This window comes from Rhodoferax sp. GW821-FHT02C08 (genome assembly GCF_059421805.1).
Map to the genome: position 1 here is coordinate 80,511 of NZ_JBWKVR010000014.1, position 22,213 is coordinate 102,723.

The window sequence follows — 22,213 nt, forward strand, 5'->3', positions numbered from 1 at the left end:
GCCAGCGTCAGGTAGACGCCCCATGCGCTTCCGCGGGTTTGTTGTTCAAGCAGCCGGAGCTTGCCGCCACGCTGGAGCGTATTTCGGCCCGTGGTGCGGCAGAGTTCTACCGAGACATGACTGCGGACCTGCTGGTGGCTGCGATGGCGCAAGACGGCGGGAAAGGCATCATCACCAAGGCCGACTTGCGCGCCTACGCGCCGGTGTGGCGTGAGCCCTTGGCCATGCAGTGGAAGGGGATGACGGTACTGGGTTCACCGCCGCCAAGCTCTGGCGGTATCGCGTTGGTCCAGTTGCTGGGGATGAAATCTGCGCTGTCCAACACCCTGTTTGCAGGTGTTCCGGTCAATAGTGCCCAATACATCCACCTCAACGCAGAGATGATGAAGCGGGTGTTTGCCGATAGGGCGCAGTATCTGGGCGACCCGGCTTTTACCGATGTTCCCGTGGCAGGCCTGCTGGACCCGGCGTATATCGCCGCCCGCACCGCCGAGGTCAATCCTGCGGCGATTACACCGACGCAAGACGCCAAGCCGGGTGCGCCCAAGATGCACACGACGCATTTTTTCATCATCGACAAATGGGGCAACGCGGTTTCCAACACCTACACGCTGAACATGCCCTATGGCAGCGGTGTGGTCGTTCGCGGCGCAGGTTTCGTGCTGAACGATGAAATGGACGATTTCGCTACCGTGCCGGGCCAACCCAACTCGCTGGGCGTGGTGGGAGGAGACGCCAACGCCGTCGCGCCAGGCAAGCGGCCTTTGTCGTCGATGTCGCCCACCATCGTGCTCCAAGATGGCAAACCTGTGGACGTGGTCGGCACGCCCGGCAGTTCCCGCATCTTCACTTCGGTGTACCAAGTACTTGCCAATATGTATGACTACGGCATGGACGTGGAAACGGCAGTGCGTAGCCGCCGCTTTCATCGCCAACTGCCCCAGGAGCGCGTCATTGAAGGTGAGCCGTCTTCGCCGTTGCCCGCGGAGCTCGTTGCAGAGCTGGTGGGGCGCGGGTATTCGGTATCGACGTGGGCTTTTAGTACGGACGTACAGGCAATCCAAGTCATTATCGGTAGGCCCACAGCTGCCTCCGATCCTCGGGGTCGGGGGAAGTCGGTGATCGCGTACTGACACAGAAACGGAACCAGCAAAGTCGCGGGATTCGACTCTGGTGCTGGCCATTACCCATGCCATGGACCGTTTTAGACTGCTATGTTTTGTATAGCTTGCGGCACAGATAATGCCTGCGCCGGAGCAGCTTTTTGTATCTATTTTTTAGATCCATGGCTAGCGCAGTAGGCGCCACCTCGGTGCACGGGTCAGCTCAGACGGCGAGTTTCAGCGCGGCCAGGGTGCGCAGCAGGGCGCGGTTCACGTCTTCCAGCGGCATGCCCAACTGGTGGCAGAGTGCGCGGGTGGCGGTGCCGTGGCCGTTTTCCAGCGCGCAGGCAATCTGCAGCAGGGGGGCGTAGGGGCCGCTTCCGTGCAGTGTGGCCGCGTAGATGCGGCTGGACAGTGGCACCCGGTGCAGAGCCGTGCCCAGGGGCTCGCCCATCAGCACATCGATTTGCGAGAACAGGCCGCATAGGTAGATCTCGCGGCTGAGCTCCTGCTCGGCGCCGGCGTGCATCAGGTGCTCCATCAGCTTGGCGCGCAGCACGATGGATGCTTTGACCGGCCGCAGATTCGGGTCGCTGGAGGCGCCGGGCAGGATTTCATACAGCCAACGGCGCAGCGCCTGCAGGCCCAGCATCATCAGGCCGTGGCGCACCGACTCGATGGTGTTGCGCAGGCCCACGGAGGCCGAGTTGGCGTAGGCCAGGAAGCGGAAGGTGAGTATGGGCTCGGCGCACAGCAGGGCTTCGATGTGCTCGGTGCTGCGGTCTTCGTCCACGGCGCGGATCATTTGCAGCACGGCCTGGCGGTCCGGGCCGGTGGCCTTGTGCTGCAGGGCGTAGAGGATGTCTTCGTCCGGCCAGCCCAGCAGCGCGGCGGCGTTTTGCTGGTCCAGGCAATGCTCCATCAGCAGGCGGCTGGCAATGCCTTCGTAGATTTGACCGGCTTGCACCGGGCTGTGCAGCGCGCCCTGGGCACCGGCCCGCTTGCGTGCAGCGGCTTGCAAAGCACTGAGCGCGGCCTGGGGCGACAGGTAGAGCAGGTGGGTGAAAAAGCAGCGCTCCAGCGCGCCACCGGGCAGCATATCGGCCTCGCCGCGCCACACCATGCGCAGGCCGCGCCGCTGCGCACGCTGCACGCGGTCGCTGATGGCGGGGGCCTGCAGCCAGTCACCGCGCACTTCTATCCAGTGCCGGCTGGAGCTGGTCTGGTCCAGTAGGTCGCGCAGCAGCTCGGGTGAGTTGGGTGAGAGCAGCCAGGGCGGGGTGCTGGCGTCGCCCTGTTCCTGCAGGGCGGCGAGTAGGTGGCCTGCATCCACGGTGGTGTCGGGCCGCGCTTCTATGAGCAACTGCACTGCCGACAGCGAGCGGCGCCGGTCCCACAGTGGCCGGTAGCCCAGGCTGACGCTGCCCAGCACGGTGGCGTTCATGGCATGGGGCTCAGCTGATGAAGTTGAACAGGGACAGCTTCTGTATCGAGGCGTAGGACTGCAGGGCGGCCTGGTAGGCGGTTTGCTGGTTCTTCTGGTCGGCCACGGCGGCGTACATGTCGATGTCTTCCGCGTTGGATCGGTCGGTCTCGGCCTGCGTGGACTTGAGGGTTTGCGCGTCGGTGATGCGGTCGGCTCGGTTCAGCAGGTCGCCTGCGTGGCCGCGGCTGGCACTGATCTTGGCCAGGCTGTTGTCGATCTGCGCCAGGGAGATGGCCTGTTCCTGGTTGAAGTTGGCATCGGTGCTGGTGGCGCCGGTGGTGGTGGTGACGCCCGCCGAGTTCTTGGCAAACATGGAGGTGATGGCTCGGTCCAGCACGCTGAAGATGCTGGGACGGTCGGTCAGCACATTGGCATTCACCTCGAAAGAGTCGCCATTGGCGGGGGTGCCGCGTATCACGGTGGAGATGCCCCCCATGGTGATGGTCTGGCCGGCCGTGTAGGTCTGGGCCGCCGAGGTCGTGGCAGTGGTGTTGTTGGTGATCGTGTAGGTGGTGGCTCCGGTGGCCGGGGCCACGGGCGCGGTGAAATTGATGGTGTAGTCGGTGCCCTGGGCGGCGGCGGTGGTGGCATCCACCACCGTACCTACATCGGAAAACGCGGTGCCGGTATTGGTGCTGCCCAAGCTGATGTTGAACACACCATTGCCTTGCGGCACATCCATCCAGGTGGCGCGGCCATCCAGTGCGTAGGGGATGGCGACCGTGGTGGCTGAGGTCTGGCCCGGCAGTCCGTTGAAGTTGTAGTCGGGGTCCGGGGCCACGCCGTCGGCGCTGGTCTGGAACGGCGTGGCCGTGCTGCCCAGGCCGTTGAACAGCGGCATGCCGTTGCTGTCCTTGGTGTTGGCCAGGGTCAGCAGCTCATCGCGGATGCTGCTGAGTTGATTGGCGATAGTTTCGCGCTCGGTCGGGCTGTTGGCGCCGTTGCCGGCCTGTACCACCAGGTCGCGGAACGAGGTGAGCAGGTCGTTTGCTTTGCCCAGGGTGGACTCCGCCTGGCTGATGGAGCTGACCTGGTTGTTCAGGGCGCGGGCTTCCGTCTTGATGCGTTCAATGCGGGTGGTGGCACGCTCGGCCTGGCCGGCTCCGGTGGGGTCGTCGCTGGCGCGCAGGATCTTCTTGCCGGAGGTCACATTTTCTTGCAGCGACGAGAGCTGGGCATAGCGGTTGCTCAGGTTGCGCAGGGCCTGGTCGTAGCCGTTGGCGGAGCCCAGACGGGTGAAGCTGTTGCTCATCTAACTCTCCTCGGGATCAATGGCCAATGCTTTGCAGCATGCTGTCGAAAACGCTCTGCGAGATCTGGATCATCTTGGCCGATGCCTGGTAGGCCTGCTGGTATTGCAGCAGGCGGGCGGCTTCTTCGTCCAGGTTCACGCCGGAAACGCCGGTACGCGATGTCTCCAGGTTGTCGGAGATCGATTTGGACACGTCGGCGGTGTACTGCACGCTTTGCACTTTGACGCCAACCTGCGACATCAGCGCGGCATAGCCATCGGCCAGCTTGGCGCCGTCGAACAACTGTAGGTCACGCAGGTCCAGCATGGCGTCGGCATTGCCGGCATTGAGCTGGGCGAAGCTGGTGTTGGCCGGCCCCAGGGTCACGGTGTCGCCAGCCTGGGCGACGCCTGCCATGGTCAGCGACCAGCCGGTTGCCGCGTTGGTGGTGTCGGCCGGAATCGCCGTACCCGGACTGTAGGTGAAGGTGCCGGCCACGTCCGAGCGCGTATAGGTGTTGGTCCCCGTGAAGGTCAGCGTGACGGCTGCGGGGATGGGCACAGACTTGGCCGCAAGACTGGCCACCGACAGGCTGCCGGTATTGGTGGTGCCCATGCTGGCCTGCACCGGGCTGGAGACGGCCAGTTGGCGCGGCGAGGAGAAGGCGGCCGTGATCTTGCTGGCTGCGGTGTTATAGGGTTGCAGCAAGAAGCTGTCGCCGGCGTTGGCGGTGCCGCCCATGGTCAGCATCAGGCCGTCATAGCTGCCGGTGGTGGCATCGGGGGTGATGACGGTGTTGTCGGACGTGCGTGTGACTGTAAATGTGCTGCTGGAGGAGTAGGTCACCACGTAGTCGGATGCCTGCAGCTTGGCTACGTTGGCAGGGTCTACCGCCAGGGCAATTGTGCCGCTGCCTGTGTTGGCTGTTGCGGCAGCGCCGTTGGACATGGAGACGGGACTGAACAGATTTCCACCCGCGTTGCCGTCCAGGTCCAGCCCCAGTTGGTGCTGCGCGTTGGCGACCGTGGTGATGCTGACCGCCAGGCGCCCCAGCAGGTTTTTCCCCTCGGCCAGGTCGGTGTTCTGGAATTTCAGCAGGCCGGCTATTTCGCCGCCACCCATCATGTTCTCGTCCATCACCACGGAGGAATTGCCGCGCACGATGGCGACCTGGCTGCGTGAGGCGTCCTGCGGATCGGCCTGCACCTTCAGGGTGGCCGCGGTCGTGCCCAGCACCAGCGGCTGGCTGCCGGAGGCCAGCACCGTGACGGTGCCGTCGTCGGCCTCGATCTGGCTGGTTTGTACATACTGGTTGAGCTGGTTGATCAGGTTGTCGCGCTTGTCCAGCAAGTCATTGGGCGATTGGCCTGTGCCTTTGGCGCGCTGGATCTGGCCGTTGACTGCGGCGATATTGGTGGTCAGGGTGTTGATCTGTGTGATCTTGTCCTGTAGCTCGGTGGTAAGGCCGCTCTGGATATTGTCCAGCTGTGATGCAGCGTCATTGAAGCGGGCGGCGGCCTCGTTGGTGCGACTCAGCACCACGGTGCGCGCGGTCAGGTCAGTCGGCGCGCTGGCCACGTCAGAGTAGGCGTTCAGCATGTCGTTGACCGCAGCGCCCAGGCCATTGGTTCCACCGGTAAAGACGTTTTCCATGAGCAGCAGCTTGTTGGCGCGGGACACGTCAGATGCCGTGACCGACTTGGATAGGGCCGCTTGGCGCGTCAGGTATTCGTCGTGGTTACGTTGGATCGTAGCCAGGTCAACGCCTTGGCCGATATAGCCACCACCCGTAAACTGGCCTTCGACCGTCTGGAGCACCACGGACTGGCGTGAATAGCCAACCGTATTGGCGTTAGCGATATTGTTGCCAATAGTTTGCAACGCGGATGCATTAACAACCAGCGCACGCGCCCCGAGATTGAGAAGGTCAGCCATGGTGCTCTCTTATGCGTAGGCCCGACGCAGCTGCTGCGTGGTGCTGATGGCCCGGTTCAGCTTGGCAGCGTAGTCGGGGTCGGTGGCATAGCCGGCGCGCTTGAGCTCGGTGGCATAGGCCTGGGCAGAGCCGGTTTGCTGGCGAGCCTGGGCGTAGCGCGGGTTGTCGTTGATGAGCTTGGCGTAATCGCGGAACGAGTCTTGGTATGAGTCGTAGGCGCGGAACTTGGCCTTGACCTTGCGCACTTCGCCGTTCACGACCTCGGTGGTAGTGACGGTGGCGGTCTTGCCGGTCCAGCCGGCACCAGCCTTGATGCCGAACAGGTTGAACGAGGTGGTGCCGTCGGCGTTCTTGATTTCATGTTTGCCCCAGCCGGTTTCATGGCCGGCCTGGCCCAGCATATAGCTGGCGGGGATGCCGGTGGCCTGCTCCACCACGGAGGCGGCAGTGTTGTGTTTTTCCACAAACTCTGTTTGGCTGATGGTGGCTGGTTTGGCGGGAGCGGGGCTGGGTGCGGGGCCCATCTTGAACTCTGAGCTGTCGCTGGGCACGGTCTGGCGTGACAGCTGGCGTTCGATGGCCGCCGAGATACCACCGGGTTGGCCGGACATCATGACCGAGAACTGCTGATCCAGCAGATCGGTGCCAAGGCTTTCTCCAGCGCTGTCCATCATGCCGGACTTGGTGGTCGCTTCGCGCATGCTTTTGATCAGCTCGCGCATGAACAGGGATTCCAGCTGCTTGGCAGTTTCCTTGATGGCCGCCGGGCTGTCCTTTCCCGCTTGCAGTTTCAGCGCATTCAGCGACTTCGCGTCTGCGGCGAGCGAGTTGGTTGCGACGGATGATGTCTGCTGGATGGACATATCAACCTTTCATCGTCTTAAACGCTGCGAAGCCTGAGGGAGGTCATGTGGGTCATATGACCTCCAGCTCCGCATTCAATGCGCCCGCGGCCTTGATGGCTTGCAAAATGGCCAGCAGGTCCTGCGGCGTAGCGCCCAGGGCGTTCAGGGCGCGCACCACGTCCGCCAACTGGGGGGAGGGCGGTACCTGTATCAGGATGCCAGGTTCCTGCTTGATCTGGATATTGCTTTTTTCGGTCACCACGGTTTGGCCTTGGGACAGCGGATTGGGCTGGCTGACCGACGGTGTGGTGCTGATGCTGATGGACAGGTTGCCGTGGGCGATGGCGCAAGGGCCTAGCGTGACCGACTGGTTCAGCACGATGGAGCCGGTGCGCGAATTTATGACCACCTTGGCGGCTGGTGCCGAGGCCTCCAGCGGTAGCTCTTCCAGGTCGGCCAGGAAGTTCACGCGGGAGTTCGGGTCGTTCGGGGCGCGCACACGGATGGTGCGGCCATCCAGTGCATTCGCCAGGCCGCGGCCCAGCTTGCTGTTGATGGCTTCTGCGACCCGGCGGGCGGTCTGGAAGTCGGATGAGTTCAGGCCCAGGGTGATGAAGTCACCGTCTTGCAAAGGTGTGGGAACGCTGCGTTCCACCTGGGCGCCTTCGGGGATGCGACCTGCGCTGAGGTGGTTGATCTGGACCTTGCTGCCGCCAGCGGCTGCGCCAGCGCCCGCCACCACCATATTGCCTTGGGCCATGGCGTAGATTTCACCGTCTGCACCGCGCAGGGGGGTGGCAATCAGCAGTCCACCTTTGAGCGACTTGGCATTGCCCATGGAGGCGACGTTGATGTCAATTTTCTGGCCTGGTTGGGCGAATGCGGGCAATTGGGCTGTGACAATGACCGCCGCCACGTTCTTCAGCTGCAGCGACGAGGTCAGGCTGGCGGGCAGGGTGATGCCCATTTGCTGCAGATAGCTGCCCAGGCTCTGGGTGGTATAGGGCATCTGGGTGGTCTGGTCGCCGGTGCCGTCCAGACCCACAACCAGGCCATAGCCAGTCAACTGGTTGCTGCGCACGCCTTGGACTTCGGCCAGTTCCTTGATGCGCAAAGCCTGGGCCGGCAGGGCTGCCAGCATGCCGACGGCCATGCATAGCGCTGCCATCCATGTCGAAACACGGCGTGCTGGCTGGCGGCGGAAGAAATGCATGGCGAACAACCTGTTCTACAGAGTGGTTCGGCCGATTTGGCTAAACCTTTAGCACTATTTTCCGGCGCATCAGAAAGGCAGAACGTTCAAAAAGAACCGGGACAACCAGCCTAATGCCTGGGCTTCGCCTTGTGCGCCACGGCCCTTGGATTCAATGCGTGTATTCGCGACCGCCGCCGAGCTGACGATGCTGCCTGGTTGGACGGAGCGCGGGTCCACCGTGCCTGTGAAGCGCAGAACGTCCACGTTTTCGTTGACGCCGATCTGCTTCTCGCCGGCCACGACCAGGTGGCCGTTGGGTAGAACCTGGACCACGGTGGCAGTAATGGAGCCGGTAAAGGTGTTGGCGCTGCTGGTGCCTCCCTTGCCGGAGAACGCATTGGACGAATCTGCGCCTACGCCCAGTTTGCCCAGCATGCCGGTACCGGTAAACGGCAGTGCCGTTACGCTGGAGGCCAGGGTGTCCTTGCGGTCAATGGTGGAGGTGGAGGTTTGGCTGGCCGTGACGTTTTCCACGATCTGGATCGTCAGCGTATCGCCAACCATGCGGGGGCGGCGGTCTTCGAAACCGGGCCGGTAGCGGTTGGTAGAAAACAGGCTGCCTGTGGCCGGGCCCGTGGATTCCGGCGACATGGTGGGAATGGCGCGCGGAGTGGTTGCTTCGGCGAAATCGACCTTGGGCGAGTTGTGTATGGTTGCGCAGCCGGTGCAAAGCAGGCCCAGTGCGATAGCGGCAGTCAAGGGGATACGCATGGTGAAACTCCTCGCGCAGTTTTAGAGCTGCGCCAGCTTTTGCAACATCTGGTCGGAGGTTTGCACGGCCTTGGAGTTCATCTCGTAGGCGCGCTGGGTCTGGATCATGGTGACCAGTTCCTGCACCATGTTCACGTTCGAGCTTTCTACGAAGCCTTGCTTGATCACGCCCATGCCGCTGACGCCGGGGGTGCCGGTGGTGGGTTGGCCCGAGGCAGCGGTTTCGATGTACAAATTGCCGCCCTTGGGCTCCAGGCCAGCCGGGTTGATGAAGTTGGCCATCGTGATATTGCCTGCAGGCTGCGGCGTGGCATTGCCGGCCAGCATGACGGTCACCGAGCCGTCGGTGCTGATGGTGACGCTTTGGGTGTTGACCGGAATGGTCACGCCGCTGGCTACTGTCAGACCTTCGGCCGTGACCAGGCGGCCTTGTGAATCGACCTGAAAGGAGCCATCGCGGGTATAGCCTATGGTGCCATCCGACTGGTTGACCTGGAAGAAGCCGTTGCCGTTGATCGCTACGTCCAGGGTGTTGCCGGTTTGCTGCAGGCTACCCTGCGCGAACGAACGGGTGGTGGACACCGTGCGCACACCCAGGCCCAGATGCAGACCGGTGGGCAGCTGGTTTTGTTCCGTGCTGTTGGCTCCGACCTGGCGCAGGTTCTGGTAGATCAGATCTTCAAAAACCGCGTTGGCACGTTTGTAGCCCGTGGTGGAGGAGTTGGCCAGGTTGTGCGAGATGACGTCCAGCTGGGTTTGCTGGGCTTCCATGCCGGTCTTGGCGATCCACAGGGAGTTGATCATGGCAGTTCTTTCTCTTTAGCGGGCATTTCAGCCCTGTACGTTCAGCAGCTGGCTGGCGCTCTTGTCATTGGTTTCGGCGGTTTGCAGCAAGCGCATCTGGGTCTCGAACTGGCGTGCCACTTGGATCATGCCGACCATGGTTTCCACGGCATTGACGTTGGAGCCTTCTATGGCGCCGGCCAGTAGTTTGGCCGTGCCGTCCTGGGGCAAGGGGTCGCCGGAGGTGGCACGAAACAGGCCGTCGTCGCCCCGTTTGAGTGGGTCGTCGGTGGTAGGGGTCACCATCTTCAGGCGACCCAGGTTGGTGGGCGCTTGCCCAGCCACCTTGGCGCTGATGGTGCCATCGCTGCCCAGGGTGATTTCTGCGCCATTGGGTACGTCGATGGGGGAGCCACCGTCGGACAGCACGGGCAGACCGGTCGGTGTGACCAGGGTGCTGGTAGGGGAAATCTCAAACACGCCGGAGCGGGTGTAGGCCTCGGTACCGTCCAGGCCTTGCACGGCAAACCAGGCATTGCCTTGGGCCATGGCATCCAGGTTGCGGCCGGTGCGCTGTACCGGGCCAGGCAGTTCCGAGTGGCCAGTGGTGGTTTCCAGAGCGAAGACGCGGGTGCTGGAGCCGGGGCCGTTCAAGGGTACCGAGCGGAATGTTGCCAGCTCTGCCCGAAAGCCGTTGGTGGACACGTTGGCCAGGTTGTTGGCCAGCACCGCTTGTCGGTTCGACGCGGTGTTGGCACCTGTCATCGCGGTGTAAATGATGTGGTCCATGGCGGGGCGTCCTCAGGCAGGCCAGCTTATTAACGCAGGTTCACCAAGGTGGACATCACCTGGTCCTGGGTCTTGATGGTTTGTGCATTGGCCTGGTAGGCGCGCTGGGCGGTCATCATGTTGACCAGCTCTTTGGTCAGGTCTACGTTGGAGTCTTCCAGTGCGCCGGCGCGCAGGGAGCCCAGGTTGCCGCTGCCGGGTACACCTTTGGCCGATGGGTCGCCGCTAGACGGAGTGGCGCGCCAGAAATTGCTGCCAATCGGCGCCAGGCCCTGCACATTGGTGAAGGTGGCCAGCTGGATTTGCCCCGCCGCCAGCGACTTACCGTTGGAGTAGGTGCCCTGGACGATACCGCTGGCGTCGATGGTGATCGCGGTCAGCGTGCCGGGGGCCTGGCCATCCTGGGTGGCGGTATTCACCGCGAATTTGGAGCCGTATTGGGTGGATGCGCTGGCGTCCAGTGTGGCAGTCACGGTGCCACCGGTGGCGGTGGGCAGCGTGAGGCTGGTCAAACTGGGTGAGATTGGGTTGCCGTTCACGTCATAGGTTAGCGTGCCTTGGTCGGTGACGGTGCCACCGTCCACGCTGGCGTAGACCTCCCAGGTGTTGGCTGCCGTCTTGGTGAAATACACGCTCACTGGGATTTCTGTGCCCTGTGCGTTGTAGGTGGTAATGGAGGTGCCGTAGGTTTCCAGCACTGGAACCAGTGCTGTGGGTGGTGGTCCTCCGGTAGCTACGGCGGCCGACGCGTCGAGGTTGAAGCCCAGGGTGACCGCCGAGGTGGCGACTGCTGGGATCTCGCCTCCGGTGGGCAGCGTCAAGGGACCGACGGCGCCGCCGGTTGGAATGGTGCCATCGGCGGCGGCGGTGAGTCCCAAGAGGTGGGCGCCATCATTGGTGATGATTTCACCGGATTTATTCAGCTTGAATGCGCCGTCCCGACCATAAGCCGTACTGCCGTCGGTCAGTTGCAGCTGGAAGAAGCCATTGCCGTTAATGGCCACGTCCAGCGAATTGCCGGTGACGCTGATGTTGCCTTGGGTAAATTGCTGTGAGATGGTTTGTACTTCCACCCCAAGGCCCTTGCTCACACCTCCGGTACTGCCCAGGGACGAGGCATACAGCTCGGCAAACTCGGCGCGCGAGGCTTTCATGCCGGTGGTGTTGGCGTTGGCAATGTTGTGGCCAATCACGTCCAGGTTTTGGCTGGAGGCGTTCAAGCCGGAAAGGCCTTGTTGAAAGCTCATGGAGTGCTCCTGAAAGTACGGTGAGAGAGGGGCTGGATTTACAGAATGGCTTTGACGTCGGCGTAGGCCACCGACGATCCGTTCTGCAATTGCAGATTCAGAACGTTGTTGTCATTGCTGACGGCCACCACCTTGTTGCGTTGCAGGGAGGTCGTGGTAACGGCAGTTCCGCCATTGGTGGCCGTGACTTTGAAGCTCAGATCGCCGGTGCCGGTGTAGGACGAGGCATCCCAGGTGAAGGCTTGGCGGCCCTTTTCCTGGGCGCCCAGGTTGACGGTTCCCAGCACGGTTCCACCGGCGGTGCTGACTTCCACCTTTACCGCATCGGCGTTGGAGCTCAGATCGAACGAGCCTTTGCCAACCCCATCCACGATGTCCAGTGTGGAGCCTTCGGTGAGCACGTCATGGCCAATGGTGGAACTGCCCTGCAGGGATTGCAGTGCCGCGATTTGCGTGGCCATGCTTTTCATGGTGTCGTTCAGCGTCTGTATGCCCGACACGGTGTTGATCTGCGCCAGTTGACTGGTCATCTGCGCGTTGTCCATGGGGTTCATGGGGTCCTGGTTGTTCAGCTGGGCGACCAGCAGTTTCAGGAACCGGTCTTCGGAGGCTGCTGCCGTCGTGCTGTTGCTGCTGGACGTGGATGTGCCTGCGATGGAGCTGCTGACGGCGTTGATGGCGGAGTAATCGACGGCCATGGCTGGATTCCCTGTAAAAAATTATTGACCCATCTGCAGCGTTTTGAGCAGCAGGGTTTTGGCCGTGTTCATGACTTCAACGTTGTTCTGGTACGAGCGCGAAGCGGAAATCATGTTCACCATTTCGTCCACGGCGTTCACGTTGGAGTGGGTGACATAGCCGTCGGCATCGGCCATGGGGCTGGTCGGGTCCAACACCTTGCGGCCGGGTTGCTGGCTTTCCGTGATCTCTTTTACCTTGACGCCCGCGGCGCTTTCGGCGCCCATCAGCGTGGTTTGGAACACCACCTGGCGCGCCTTGTAGGGCTGTTGGTCTGGCCCGGCCACCGCATCAACGTTGGCCAGATTGCTGGCCACCACATTAAGGCGCTGCGACTGGGCGCTGATGGCGCTGCCAGAGACATTGAATATGGAAAACATGGACATGCGTCACTCCTTGGAATCGGCCTGGGCTTATTGCCCCGTGATGGCGCTGAGCATGGTTTTGGCCTGCCCGTTGATAAAGCGCAGCGTGGCTTCATAGCGGACCGAGTTGTCCACAAAGTTGGCCCGTTCGCGGTCCAAGTCCACCGTGTTGTTGTCCAGATTGGGTTGGCTTTGCACGCTATAGCCCAGTTTCTGGCCGCCTCCAATGGTGCTGTCGCTCAATTCCGGCATGTCCATATGCCTGGCGTTGGTCTTGTTGCCAGTAACCAGGCTGGAGCTGGATGTGGCTGCCTCCATGGCGTCTTTGAACTTGAAGTCGCGCGCTACATAGCCAGGGGTATCTACGTTGGCGATATTGCTGGCGATGGCGCGCTGGCGCTCAGCGCGCAGCACCAATGCCTTGCTCTGGAAATCAAGCCCACCCACCATTTTGTCCAACATGCGACACCTCGCGTTTTCGCTAAAGCGAGACATCCGGTGCCATCCCGGCTCTCGCGTTGGGCAAATTATGAGAAAACTTGAGTCTTTTGAGCCCTGGAAGAAGCGGGTGATTTCTGGCCAGTTCCCGGCTTTGTCTTTGGGTGTGTTTGCCTATAGTTCCGCAAGTTGCGGACCGAATCGGCATGGTGTTCCGCGTGAAGCCAGTCGGGGCATGGAGGTGTTATGCAGTTTCTTTCTTCTCTGGTGGGCGTGCGCCGTGGCGTTGGCGCCGCTGTGGCGGCCTTGTTGTGGTCTGCAGGGGCTTATGCCCAGGTGGAATCGGAGGTGCTGAGCGTGGGGCAGCGCTGGGCCGAGTCTGCCGTGGCCCAGGTGCCAAGCGATGTGTCCGGGGGCGGTACGTCGTTGCGCATGGAAGTGGTCGTGGGGGCGCTGGATACGCGCTTGCGTTTGGCTCCGTGCGCCAAGGTGGAGCCTTACCTCCCAGCCGGTACCCGTCTATGGGGTAAAAGTCGCATAGGCTTGCGCTGTCTGGACGGGGTGACCCGCTGGAATGTTTTTTTGCCGGTGACCGTGAAGGCTTTCGGCCCGGCCTGGATCGCAAAATCGAATGTCAATGCGGGCGCCGTGCTGACGATGGCCGACGCCATGGCTGCAGAGGTGGACTGGGCGGACGATGTTTCGCCGGTTGCTGCCCTGCCTGAACAGTGGGTGGGTCAGATCGCAACGCGCTCTTGGGGTGCAGGGCAGGTAATACGCCAATCCATGCTGAAGCCGGCCCAGGTGTTCCAGGCAGGTACACAAATCCGGGTTTTGGCCCAAGGCGCGGGCTTTCAGGTGACTTCGGATGGCCAGGCCATGACAGCCGGTGTGGTGGGTCAGGTGGCCCGCGTGCGGATGGATAGTGGGCGGGTGATGTCTGGAATGGTGCTGGACGCCCGTACCGTTCGGATTGAAATGTAACAAGATCAGCTTTTTTACGCCGACTACTGTTTTTAGGGCTAAAGATAATGCGGATTCTGCCGAAACCATTGCTACGATGCTTCACGTTTGAGGCGGTTGGAGAGTGTGATGAAAATTGGAACAGGACAAGAGCTACCGGGAGCGGTTGGTTCTGCCAGCCTCAAAAAGGCCGAGCAGGACAAAAGCGCTGCGCCCGCCAGCATTGCGCAGCAGAGCGCCCAGACGGCGCCCTCGACAGGCGCATCCGTGTCCGTTTCCACCTTGGCTCGCACCCTGGAAACAGCCGACCGCGGCGTGAGTTCCGACTTCGACAGCAAGAAGGTGGCCGAATTGCGGGCTGCCATCAAGAACGGGACTTTCAAGGTCGATCCGGAGGCGATTGCAGACAAATTGCTCTCCAATGCCCAGGAAATGCTCAGCGTCACCTCCAAGTAAGCGCTTATTCGCTGTCTTTTCATCTGGGGCAATAACCATGTTTGCATCCCGTCTGGAAAACAGTTTGTCCCAGGTTGAACAATTGCTGGAAGATGTTTCGGCTGCCTTGTTGTCTGGCGAGCCTCTGGTTTTGGAGTCCGCCAGTTCTGCATTGAGGCAGGCAGTGGTGGGGCTGTCAGGTTTGTTGCAAGGCCCTGCAGCTTCAGCCCGTCTGGATCAGATGCTGCGTCAGCGGTTGGCGCGGGTTTCGCTCACGTTGTCCCAGCAGCGCTCTAATTTATTGCGCCGGGCCGTGGTGGTGGACCGAGCTTTGGCTGCGGTGTTACCCCAGGCAGCACAAGCGCAGACCTATGGCAACGGCGCAAAGGCATCAACTTACCGAGGTGGTGCGGCCCGTATATATGCGGCCATGGCAACCTGAGTGCTTCTTGCGTCCATTAAAAAAGCCGCCCCATCAGGAGCGGCTTTTTTAATGGGGCCTAGATAGTCAAGTCAGCGTTAGTGGCTGCGCATTTTGGCCCGTAGGCGGGCAATTGACTGGCTATGCAGTTGGCAGACGCGAGACTCCGTGATCTCCAGCACTGCTGCGATTTCCTTCAAATTCAGATCGCTTTCGTAATACATGCTCATGATGTATTGCTCGCGTTCGGGTAAGGTCTTGATGGCTTCCACCAGCGATTCGCGCAGTCGGTGATCGCGCAACAAGTGCAGCGGGTCTGCTGTTTCATCGGCTACATGGCGGTCCAGGAAGCTGGCTTCGTCATCACCCCCGCCGGTCATGTCCTCCAAATAGACCAGTTGGGTGCCGCGTACCTTGCCCAGCAGGCTTTGGTATTCGGGCAGCGAGAGTTCGAGCTCGGCCGCAATTTCGGATTCCATGGGGCCGCGCCCCAGCCTTTGTTCCAGCTTTTGAACGGCCCGTTCTATGTCTTTCTGGCTTTTGCGCGATCCACGCGACATCCAGTCGCTGTCGCGCAGTTCATCAATCATGGCTCCGCGTATGCGTTGCGTGGCGAAGGTCTCAAACTGCACGCCCTGGGCGACTTCGTAGCGGGTCAAGGCTTCAGACAGGCCGATCATGCCGACCTGTATCAGGTCGTCGAGCTCGATATTCGGTGGCAACTTGGCGATCATGTGGTGCGCCAGCCGCCGAACCAGGGGCACATACTGGCGAATCATGTGTTCGCGGTCCATGTGGCCTTTGGCGGTATACATCAGTGGGCTCCCATGACGGAGGTGCCTGAAACCCATGGTTTGTTGCGCGGTGCCATGGACAAACCTTGCACGACCGGGGCGGCATTGGCCATGAGACGCAGTACGAGGCTATGCACATCGTCCCATACGGGTTTATGTTGCTGGAAGGAGCGCACCGTCATGAATTCGGTATTGCAGCCCAGGTATATCTGGGCGCATTTCTGCAGTACCCGGCCCGTGGTTCTTGCCAGGTTTTCGGCGCGTTGTATAGGAGAGGTGATGACCGGCACAATAATGGGTAACAGCCGCGCTTGCAGCAACAGATTCTTGATATTTTTATAGGCTTCCAGCACGGATTCTCGCAGCGAAGTGACTGCCAGCAGGGGGCGCACCTCGCTATTTATCAGCAGCGCAGTCAGTAAGGGGGCCGCCCCATACAGTACGACGACGTCGCAGTTTCTAAACAAGTGGCCCAATGGCTGCAAAGGCATGGGGTGTTCCTGGCTGGCAAGCTGTGCCAGGCGACTCAACCCTAGCCGGGCTGGCACGATGTGCAGCGGCAAACTGGGAGCCGGTGCGTCCTCCAGCCAGTGTGCGCTATCCAACAGGTTCTGTAAACCAGGGTTGTCTTCCGATTCCTGGGTGGTGGCGTCCAGCACGGTTACGCGGTATTGCAACTCTTGCAAGGCGCCACAAACTTGCCACAGTAGCGGCAGTTCGGTGGACGCATCTCCCTGGCTGACCATGGCGATCACGCTCCAAGCGGCCTTGGGCGTCCATCGCCGCAAGCTTTCGCCCTGATCAGCGCAGGATTCAAGCATGTACCCGTTCCTTGCGGTCGGGTTCGGACTGGCCGGGCGAGAAGAAGAAGTTCAAGTCCAGTGCCTTGGGATCGAATGCCGATTTGCTTGACGAGCGCATGGATGCCCGCACCAGCTTTTTGGCGTCGGCTGCTTCCCAGTCTTCCGGCACGCGCTGGCCGTTGCACACTCCGCGCAACACCAATTGGTGGCGGATGATGGCGTCCAGTGCGGGGCCTAGTTTGGCGGCTTCGTCTACCTTGGACAGAATGGCTTGCTGTATGCCGCGCGTCTTGAAGGAGGTGAGTACCTCGTCCAGCGTATCGCCATGGCCGCCGGCATTTACCACCAGCAAGCGGTTGACTCCGGGCAGGTCCAGCACGTCCAGCATGTCGCGCTTGCGCGGGTCTCTGGGCGCCAATCCCGTGGTGTCGATAAGCACCATTTTTTTGTTGCTCAGCAAGCCCAGCAGATCCTGCAGTGCGGCGCGGTCATGGGCCAGGTGGGCGACTACTCCCAACATGCGTCCGTATGCCCGTAATTGCTCGTGGGCGGCGATGCGGTAGGTGTCGAGGGTAATCAGTCCAACGCTGTTGGTGCCGTACATACGTACGCATTGCGCGGCCAGCTTGGCTGCGGTGGTGGTTTTGCCCACACCGGTGGCGCCCACCAGTGCATACACGCCGCCTTCTTGCACCATGGATTGGCCGCTTGCGTCGGTGTGCAAATTGCGCTCCAGTACGTCCATCAGCCAGCGAACGGCTTCTGCGGCCGTGGCTTCTTCGGGCAGGCGCTCAATGACGGCTCGCGCCAGGGTGGGCGAGTAGCCAGCCCGGATGAGCTTCAACATCAGGTTCGACTGGATTGGATCGCTGTTGGCCTTGCCCAGCCAGGCCATGGTGTTGAAGCGCTCTTCAATCAGGTCTTTCATGGACTGCAGTTCGTCCACGATGCCTTTGGAGTTGATGACGGCAGATGCCTGGGTTGCTTTCGGCTTGCTGAACGCAGGCGTCGACAGGGGGACTGCGTGGTTGGCCCGCGGTGCTGGTGCTGCCGCTGGCTTGGGCGGCTCCATTTGCGTGCGGTGGATTGATTTTGGAGGCAAGCCCTCGTCATTGGGGCCGCTGACGGTTTCATGCCGGCGGCGCAGCATGCGCTCGCGCACATAGTCTTGGAACGACAGTGTGCTCATTGCCAGCTGTTCTGTGTCTTCCTGTACCGGGATTTGCGCCATGGCCTGTGTTGCGGCAGAGTTGGCCGCAGCTGGCAGGATTTGGGCGGGCCGACCTAAAGACTCAGCCACTTTGTCCAATCCAGACAAGGCGTCTTCGGCGGTTGCCACTACTTCCACGCCGTTGGGTGTGGGGCGGTTCGACAGTATCAGTGTGCCGTCCCCAAAGACTGCACGGGCCTTCGCCAATGCTTCGCGGGATGTTGCGGCGTGAAAGCGTTGGATGTTCATGTCAGTGCACCTTTAAGAATCGGGCCAATGCGGATGGTGTGTGTTTCGGGAATTTCGCTGTGTGCCAGCACCTGCAGGCGGGGGGCGACGCGGCGGACCAATCGGGAGATGGCATTGCGAATCTGGTCCGGGACCAGCAGGCAGGCGGGAACACCCAGCTCTTCTTGTTGCATGGCGACGTCTGCCACGTTGCGGGTCAGCAAGTCGGCAACACCGGGGTCCAGCGCCGGGCCGGCTGCGTTGCCCAGGGCTTGCACCAGCATGCGCTCCAGGCCTGGTTCGATGGCGATGACATTGAGCTCGCGGGTAGGGCCGTAGATCTGTTGCACGATCGCTGGCGACAACGCAATGCGCACGCGGCGAGCCAAGTCCGCCGGGTCTTGTGTATTGCCGGCATGTTCGGCCAGGCATTCGACTATGGTGCGTATATCGCGGATGTGCACAGACTCTTCCAGCAGTAGCTGCAAGACTTTCTGGAACGTGGCGATAGACACCATTTTGGGAACCACCTCTTCGATCAATTTGGGAGCCAGTTTGCTGACATGTTCGACCAGCTGCTGCGTCTCTGTGCGGCTTAGCAACCGGGCCGCCTGCACTTGCATCAAGTGTGACAAATGTGTGGCCATCACGGTTTCCGAATCAACCACGGTAAAACCTGCCATTTGTGCGGCTTCCTTTTGCCGTTCGTCGATCCAGTGGGCGGGCAGTCCAAAGGCCGGATCGGTGGTGGCTGTGCCTATCAGCGGCGTGGTGATGCCGCCTGGGTTGATCGCCAGGTGCATGCCGGGGAAGGCTTCCCCTTCTCCCACCACCACACCACGCAGAGTGATGCGGTAGGCGCTGGGTTTGAGCTCCAGGTTGTCGCGGACGTGTACGGGCGGTGGCAAGAAGCCCACTTCTTGGGCGAATTTGCGTCTGACCCCCTTGATGCGGGTCAGCAGGTCGCCGGGGCGGGTTTTATCTACCAGAGTGATGAGCCGATAGCCCAGCTCCAGACCCAGCAGGTCTACCGGCTGCAGGTCGTCCCAGGTGGCTTCGCCGTCCGTGGGAGGCGGGCCGACGATCAAGGTTGAGTCTTGCGGGACGGGTCGATGGGCAATGGCCCAGGCCATGTAGCCCAGCACGGCCGCCATCGACAGGAAGACGGTGTGCGGCATATTGGGAATGATGCCCATGAACGCCAGAATGCCCGCGGTAATACCCAGTACGCGTGGCGAGTCGAATAGCTGTTGAATGATCTGCTTGCCGATGTCATCGTCCTTGCCCACCCGCGACACCACCATGGCTGCGGCAATGGAGATCAGCAGGCCAGGGATTTGCGCCACCAGCGCATCGCCTACGGCCAGCAAGATGTAGGTATCGGCTGCCTTGGAGGCGGTCAGTCCGTGCTGCAGCACGCCGATGGTGAAGCCGCCTACGATGTTGATCAGCAAGATCAAAATGCCTGCGATGGCATCGCCGCGCACAAACTTGGAGGCACCGTCCATGGAGCCGAAGAAGTCGGCTTCTTCGCCCACTTCGGCGCGGCGGCGCTTGGCTTCTTTTTCGTTGATCAAGCCTGCGTTCAGGTCGGCGTCAACGGCCATTTGCTTGCCGGGCATGGCGTCCAGGGTAAAGCGAGCGGACACTTCCGCAATACGCTCGGAGCCCTTGGTCACAACGACAAAGTTGATCACCACCAGGATGGCGAACACGATCAAGCCCACCGCAAAGTTGCCACCGATCAGAAAGTGCCCAAAGGCCTCGATCACCGCGCCGGCTGCGCCTGCGCCGGTGTGGCCCTCGAGCAGTACCACCCGGGTGGATGCCACGTTGAGCGACAGCCGCATCAAGGTGGTGAGCAGCAGCACCGAGGGGAATGCCGCAAAGTCCAATGGCCGCGTCATGTAGGCTGCAACCATCATCACCATCAGTGCCACGGCAATATTGATGGTAAAGAAGGTGTCCAACAGCCATGCGGGCATGGGCAGCACCATCATGGCAAGTATGGTTACCACCATGATGGGGGCCGAAACCCCTTGCACCAGGGATTTATTGGTGTTGAACCATTTCTGCAGTGACTGGAGTTGCGGGTTCACGTGGTCGCCTCAGCCAGAATGGTTTTGCTCAGCGGGTCCAGCTCAGGGGGGACATGGGGCTGGGTGAAACTGTCCGGCATTTGTCCTTCGCCACGCATGGCGGCCTTCACCCGGTACACGTAGGCCAGTACCTGGGCCACTGCGGTGTATAGGGTGGATGGAATTTCGCCGTCTATTTCTGCATGCGCGTACAGAGCCCGTGCCAGCATGGGTGACTGCAGCACGGGAATGGCGTGGGCATTGGCTACGTCCCGTATCTTCATGGCCACCAGGTCCGCGCCCTTGGCGATGACCTGCGGTGCAGCCATGGTCTTTTCGTCGTATTTCAGGGCAACCGCAAAGTGGGTTGGGTTCATCACGACGAAATCAGCCTTGGGGACTGCACTGACGCTGCTGCGCTGGGCGATCTCCCGGGCACGGGCGCGCATTTTGCCCTTCATCTGCGGGTTACCGTCGGACTCTTTGTGTTCTTGTTTGACTTCCTGGTGCGACATCTTCAGCCGGGACTTCATCAGGAAGGTCTGTAGCGGCACGTCGATTACGGCTACAGCGAAAACGACCAGCAGCAGCATGCTCATACCTGAACTAATCCAGCTGGCCAGCTGTTGTATGGACAGCCTGCTGGGTTGCAGCATCAGCTGACCCACGGATTCCAGGCTGTCTTTCAGGTAAGTCCAGCTCACCGCAATCAAAATGGCGGTAATGACCAGCAGCTTCAGAATGTCGGTGACCTGTTCTTTGGAGAATAGGCGCCCCAGGCCGGAGATCGGATTGAGCCGATTGAAGTCGGGCATCAGGGGTTTCAGGCTGACGATCCATCCACCCGAGGCGATGGCGCTGCCTATGGCGGCAGCCATGACGATGGCGGCAAATGCGGCGCTGGCGGCCATACCTATCATGACCATGTCCTGCAAGCGGTCCACCATGCTGCCATTGTTGGCCAGGGTGCTGGCATTGAATGACAGTTGCTGGGCTATTGCGAGCTGCAAATGCTCCAGCAATGATGGGGCCAGCACCAGAACAGCGGCGGAACCTGTGCCCAGAACGGCCAGGTGCGACAAATCCTTGGAGCGCGACGCCTGTCCGTCCTTACGCGCTTGCTGCAGCTTGCGCTCTGTCGCCGGTAGGTTTTTGTCTTGACTGGATGAGTCCATGGCAATGGGGTTTTACGAAACCCCATTGTCGGCATCCGGTTTCCCACCTAAAGCCTGATAAGCGGGCCTTAGGTGGCTTAATTGCCCGCGGGTAGTTTGGCTGGCTTTAGAAGCCCAGGCTGGCCAACAGGTCGTCGACCTGGGATTGGTCTGTCACCACGTCGGTGCGTGCTTCGGGGTCCACCACCGGGCCTTGCAGTTTCTCGGGTGCTTTGGGTGTGATGACTGGTGCCGCATGGCTAGGGGCGGTTTGGATCAGCAATTCGATCAACTGCTTTTCAATCACTGCGGTCAAATTGACAACCCGGGCGATCACCTGGCCGGTCAGATCATGAAAGTCTTGGGCCATCATGATTTCGGTCAGGTGGCTGTCGATTTCTTTGCTGGCCTTGTCTACGTCGGCTACAAAGTTGTAGACCGCGCCAGTGGCTACTGCGGCAACCGGGTCTTTCACAATCAGAGCGCCCATGCGGCTGGTTTCGGCTGCGATGAAGTCATGCTGAATCTTTGCCAGATCAACCCGGCTCAGTACTTTTTCCGCTGCTTCACCGGTCAGGCGGGCGATATAGGTCAGCCGACTTTGGGCGTCGGGCAGTTCCTCGACGCTGTCCTTCAGTTTGTCCGTGTAGCCGAGTTCATTGAGTGAGTCGTGCAATTGGCGTGTCAGTTGACCGATCTTCTGGTGCACTTCGGGCTGCATGGCTCCGCCGCCAGTAGATGGGGGCTCGTGCGCTGTCATGCTGGGATCAACCCATTCTTCTTGAGGATGTGCGTGAGCTTTTCCTCCAGGGTGGCTTTGGTGAACGGTTTTACGATATAGCCCGCCGCGCCACCTTGGGCTGCGGCCACGATGTCTTCCTTGCGTGCTTCGGCGGTCACCATCAGGACGGGAAGGTGCTTGAGCTTCTCGTCGCCTTTGATGGATGCCAGAAGCTCGAAGCCATTCATGTTGGGCATGTTGATATCGCTCACCACGAAATCGAAGTGGATACCGCTGCGCAGCTTTTGCAGGGCGGCGAGGCCGTCTTCAGCCTCTTCCGCGTCAGCGTAGCCGCTCTCCTTCAGCAGGTTTCGCACAATGCGGCGCATGGTGGAGAAGTCATCAACAATAAGAAAACGCAGGTCAGTTGCCACGGGTGACCCTTTCTAGGTGGGGTTTTAAAAAAAGTCGCATGGTT

General features: G+C 61.0%; 23 protein-coding genes. 4 read left to right on the top strand and 19 right to left on the bottom strand.

Going from position 1 to position 22,213, the window contains the following annotated elements:
• The first annotated feature begins 38 nt into the window (after positions 1 to 38).
• A complete protein-coding gene (locus tag AC07VY_RS17325) occupies positions 39 to 1,133 on the top strand; it encodes a gamma-glutamyltransferase family protein (RefSeq protein ID WP_495098511.1) in 1,095 nt (364 codons plus the stop codon).
• Positions 1,134 to 1,326: 193 nt separating this feature from the next.
• On the opposite strand, the gene AC07VY_RS17330 is transcribed toward AC07VY_RS17325, so the two are convergent.
• The 12 genes from AC07VY_RS17330 to flgB all read right to left on the bottom strand — a co-directional run bounded on the left by AC07VY_RS17330 (position 1,327) and on the right by flgB (position 12,952).
• Complete coding sequence (locus AC07VY_RS17330) at positions 1,327 to 2,547, bottom strand: EAL and HDOD domain-containing protein (protein WP_495098510.1); 1,221 nt, start codon at positions 2,545 to 2,547, stop codon at positions 1,327 to 1,329.
• A 10-nt stretch (positions 2,548 to 2,557) separates the two neighbouring features.
• Positions 2,558 to 3,841: a flagellar hook-associated protein FlgL gene (gene flgL / locus AC07VY_RS17335; RefSeq protein ID WP_495098509.1), complete on the bottom strand. Its 1,284-nt coding sequence runs from the start codon at positions 3,839 to 3,841 to the stop codon at positions 2,558 to 2,560.
• A 16-nt stretch (positions 3,842 to 3,857) separates the two neighbouring features.
• Positions 3,858 to 5,756 carry a flagellar hook-associated protein FlgK gene (gene flgK, locus AC07VY_RS17340; protein ID WP_495098508.1) on the bottom strand — a complete coding sequence of 633 codons (1,899 nt, stop codon included), beginning with the start codon at positions 5,754 to 5,756 and terminating at the stop codon, positions 3,858 to 3,860.
• A 9-nt stretch (positions 5,757 to 5,765) separates the two neighbouring features.
• On the bottom strand, positions 5,766 to 6,620 hold the full coding sequence (gene flgJ, locus AC07VY_RS17345; protein WP_495098507.1) for a flagellar assembly peptidoglycan hydrolase FlgJ: 855 nt from the start codon (positions 6,618 to 6,620) through the stop codon (positions 5,766 to 5,768).
• Positions 6,621 to 6,672: 52 nt separating this feature from the next.
• Positions 6,673 to 7,770, bottom strand: a complete 1,098-nt coding sequence (locus AC07VY_RS17350) for a flagellar basal body P-ring protein FlgI (protein ID WP_495098585.1) — start codon at positions 7,768 to 7,770, stop codon at positions 6,673 to 6,675.
• Between the two features lie 114 nt (positions 7,771 to 7,884).
• Complete coding sequence (locus AC07VY_RS17355; RefSeq protein WP_495098506.1) at positions 7,885 to 8,568, bottom strand: flagellar basal body L-ring protein FlgH; 684 nt, start codon at positions 8,566 to 8,568, stop codon at positions 7,885 to 7,887.
• Positions 8,569 to 8,589: 21 nt separating this feature from the next.
• Positions 8,590 to 9,372 carry a flagellar basal-body rod protein FlgG gene (gene flgG / locus AC07VY_RS17360; RefSeq protein WP_495098505.1) on the bottom strand — a complete coding sequence of 261 codons (783 nt, stop codon included), beginning with the start codon at positions 9,370 to 9,372 and terminating at the stop codon, positions 8,590 to 8,592.
• Positions 9,373 to 9,399: 27 nt separating this feature from the next.
• Positions 9,400 to 10,140, bottom strand: a complete 741-nt coding sequence (flgF, locus tag AC07VY_RS17365; RefSeq protein WP_495098504.1) for a flagellar basal-body rod protein FlgF — start codon at positions 10,138 to 10,140, stop codon at positions 9,400 to 9,402.
• Positions 10,141 to 10,169: 29 nt separating this feature from the next.
• Positions 10,170 to 11,387, bottom strand: coding sequence for a flagellar hook protein FlgE (gene flgE / locus AC07VY_RS17370; protein WP_495098503.1), 1,218 nt, complete (start codon positions 11,385 to 11,387; stop codon positions 10,170 to 10,172).
• A 38-nt stretch (positions 11,388 to 11,425) separates the two neighbouring features.
• On the bottom strand, positions 11,426 to 12,085 hold the full coding sequence (locus tag AC07VY_RS17375) for a flagellar hook assembly protein FlgD (protein WP_495098502.1): 660 nt from the start codon (positions 12,083 to 12,085) through the stop codon (positions 11,426 to 11,428).
• Between the two features lie 21 nt (positions 12,086 to 12,106).
• Positions 12,107 to 12,511, bottom strand: coding sequence for a flagellar basal body rod protein FlgC (gene flgC / locus AC07VY_RS17380; protein WP_495098501.1), 405 nt, complete (start codon positions 12,509 to 12,511; stop codon positions 12,107 to 12,109).
• A 27-nt stretch (positions 12,512 to 12,538) separates the two neighbouring features.
• Entirely contained in the window at positions 12,539 to 12,952 is a 414-nt protein-coding gene (flgB, locus tag AC07VY_RS17385; protein WP_495098500.1) for a flagellar basal body rod protein FlgB, read from the bottom strand.
• Positions 12,953 to 13,174: 222 nt separating this feature from the next.
• Here flgB and flgA point away from each other — a divergent pair, with 222 nt between their 5' ends.
• From flgA to AC07VY_RS17400, 3 genes are all read left to right on the top strand, one after another.
• Positions 13,175 to 13,912 (top strand): flagellar basal body P-ring formation chaperone FlgA, encoded by a 738-nt coding sequence (flgA, locus tag AC07VY_RS17390; RefSeq protein ID WP_495098499.1) that lies wholly within the window; start codon positions 13,175 to 13,177, stop codon positions 13,910 to 13,912.
• A 108-nt stretch (positions 13,913 to 14,020) separates the two neighbouring features.
• A complete protein-coding gene (gene flgM / locus AC07VY_RS17395) occupies positions 14,021 to 14,347 on the top strand; it encodes a flagellar biosynthesis anti-sigma factor FlgM (RefSeq protein ID WP_495098498.1) in 327 nt (108 codons plus the stop codon).
• Positions 14,348 to 14,384: 37 nt separating this feature from the next.
• Positions 14,385 to 14,768, top strand: a complete 384-nt coding sequence (locus AC07VY_RS17400; protein ID WP_495098497.1) for a hypothetical protein — start codon at positions 14,385 to 14,387, stop codon at positions 14,766 to 14,768.
• A 77-nt stretch (positions 14,769 to 14,845) separates the two neighbouring features.
• Here AC07VY_RS17400 and AC07VY_RS17405 read toward each other — a convergent pair whose 3' ends face one another.
• The 7 genes from AC07VY_RS17405 to cheY form a co-directional block, all read right to left on the bottom strand.
• Positions 14,846 to 15,562 (bottom strand): RNA polymerase sigma factor FliA, encoded by a 717-nt coding sequence (locus AC07VY_RS17405; RefSeq protein WP_495098496.1) that lies wholly within the window; start codon positions 15,560 to 15,562, stop codon positions 14,846 to 14,848.
• Positions 15,562 to 16,362 (bottom strand): P-loop NTPase family protein, encoded by an 801-nt coding sequence (locus AC07VY_RS17410; protein ID WP_495098495.1) that lies wholly within the window; start codon positions 16,360 to 16,362, stop codon positions 15,562 to 15,564. The genes AC07VY_RS17405 and AC07VY_RS17410 overlap by 1 nt, the downstream gene beginning before the upstream one ends.
• Positions 16,355 to 17,803, bottom strand: coding sequence for a flagellar biosynthesis GTPase FlhF (flhF, locus tag AC07VY_RS17415; RefSeq protein WP_495098494.1), 1,449 nt, complete (start codon positions 17,801 to 17,803; stop codon positions 16,355 to 16,357). Before flhF ends, AC07VY_RS17410 begins: the two co-directional genes overlap by 8 nt.
• Positions 17,800 to 19,881 carry a flagellar biosynthesis protein FlhA gene (flhA, locus tag AC07VY_RS17420; RefSeq protein ID WP_495098493.1) on the bottom strand — a complete coding sequence of 694 codons (2,082 nt, stop codon included), beginning with the start codon at positions 19,879 to 19,881 and terminating at the stop codon, positions 17,800 to 17,802. Before flhA ends, flhF begins: the two co-directional genes overlap by 4 nt.
• Entirely contained in the window at positions 19,878 to 21,035 is a 1,158-nt protein-coding gene (locus AC07VY_RS17425; RefSeq protein ID WP_495098492.1) for an EscU/YscU/HrcU family type III secretion system export apparatus switch protein, read from the bottom strand. The genes flhA and AC07VY_RS17425 overlap by 4 nt, the downstream gene beginning before the upstream one ends.
• Positions 21,036 to 21,141: 106 nt before the next feature.
• On the bottom strand, positions 21,142 to 21,774 hold the full coding sequence (locus AC07VY_RS17430) for a protein phosphatase CheZ (protein WP_495098491.1): 633 nt from the start codon (positions 21,772 to 21,774) through the stop codon (positions 21,142 to 21,144).
• Positions 21,771 to 22,169, bottom strand: coding sequence for a chemotaxis response regulator CheY (cheY, locus tag AC07VY_RS17435; RefSeq protein ID WP_495098490.1), 399 nt, complete (start codon positions 22,167 to 22,169; stop codon positions 21,771 to 21,773). The genes AC07VY_RS17430 and cheY overlap by 4 nt, the downstream gene beginning before the upstream one ends.
• Between the last annotated feature and the right edge of the window lie 44 nt (positions 22,170 to 22,213).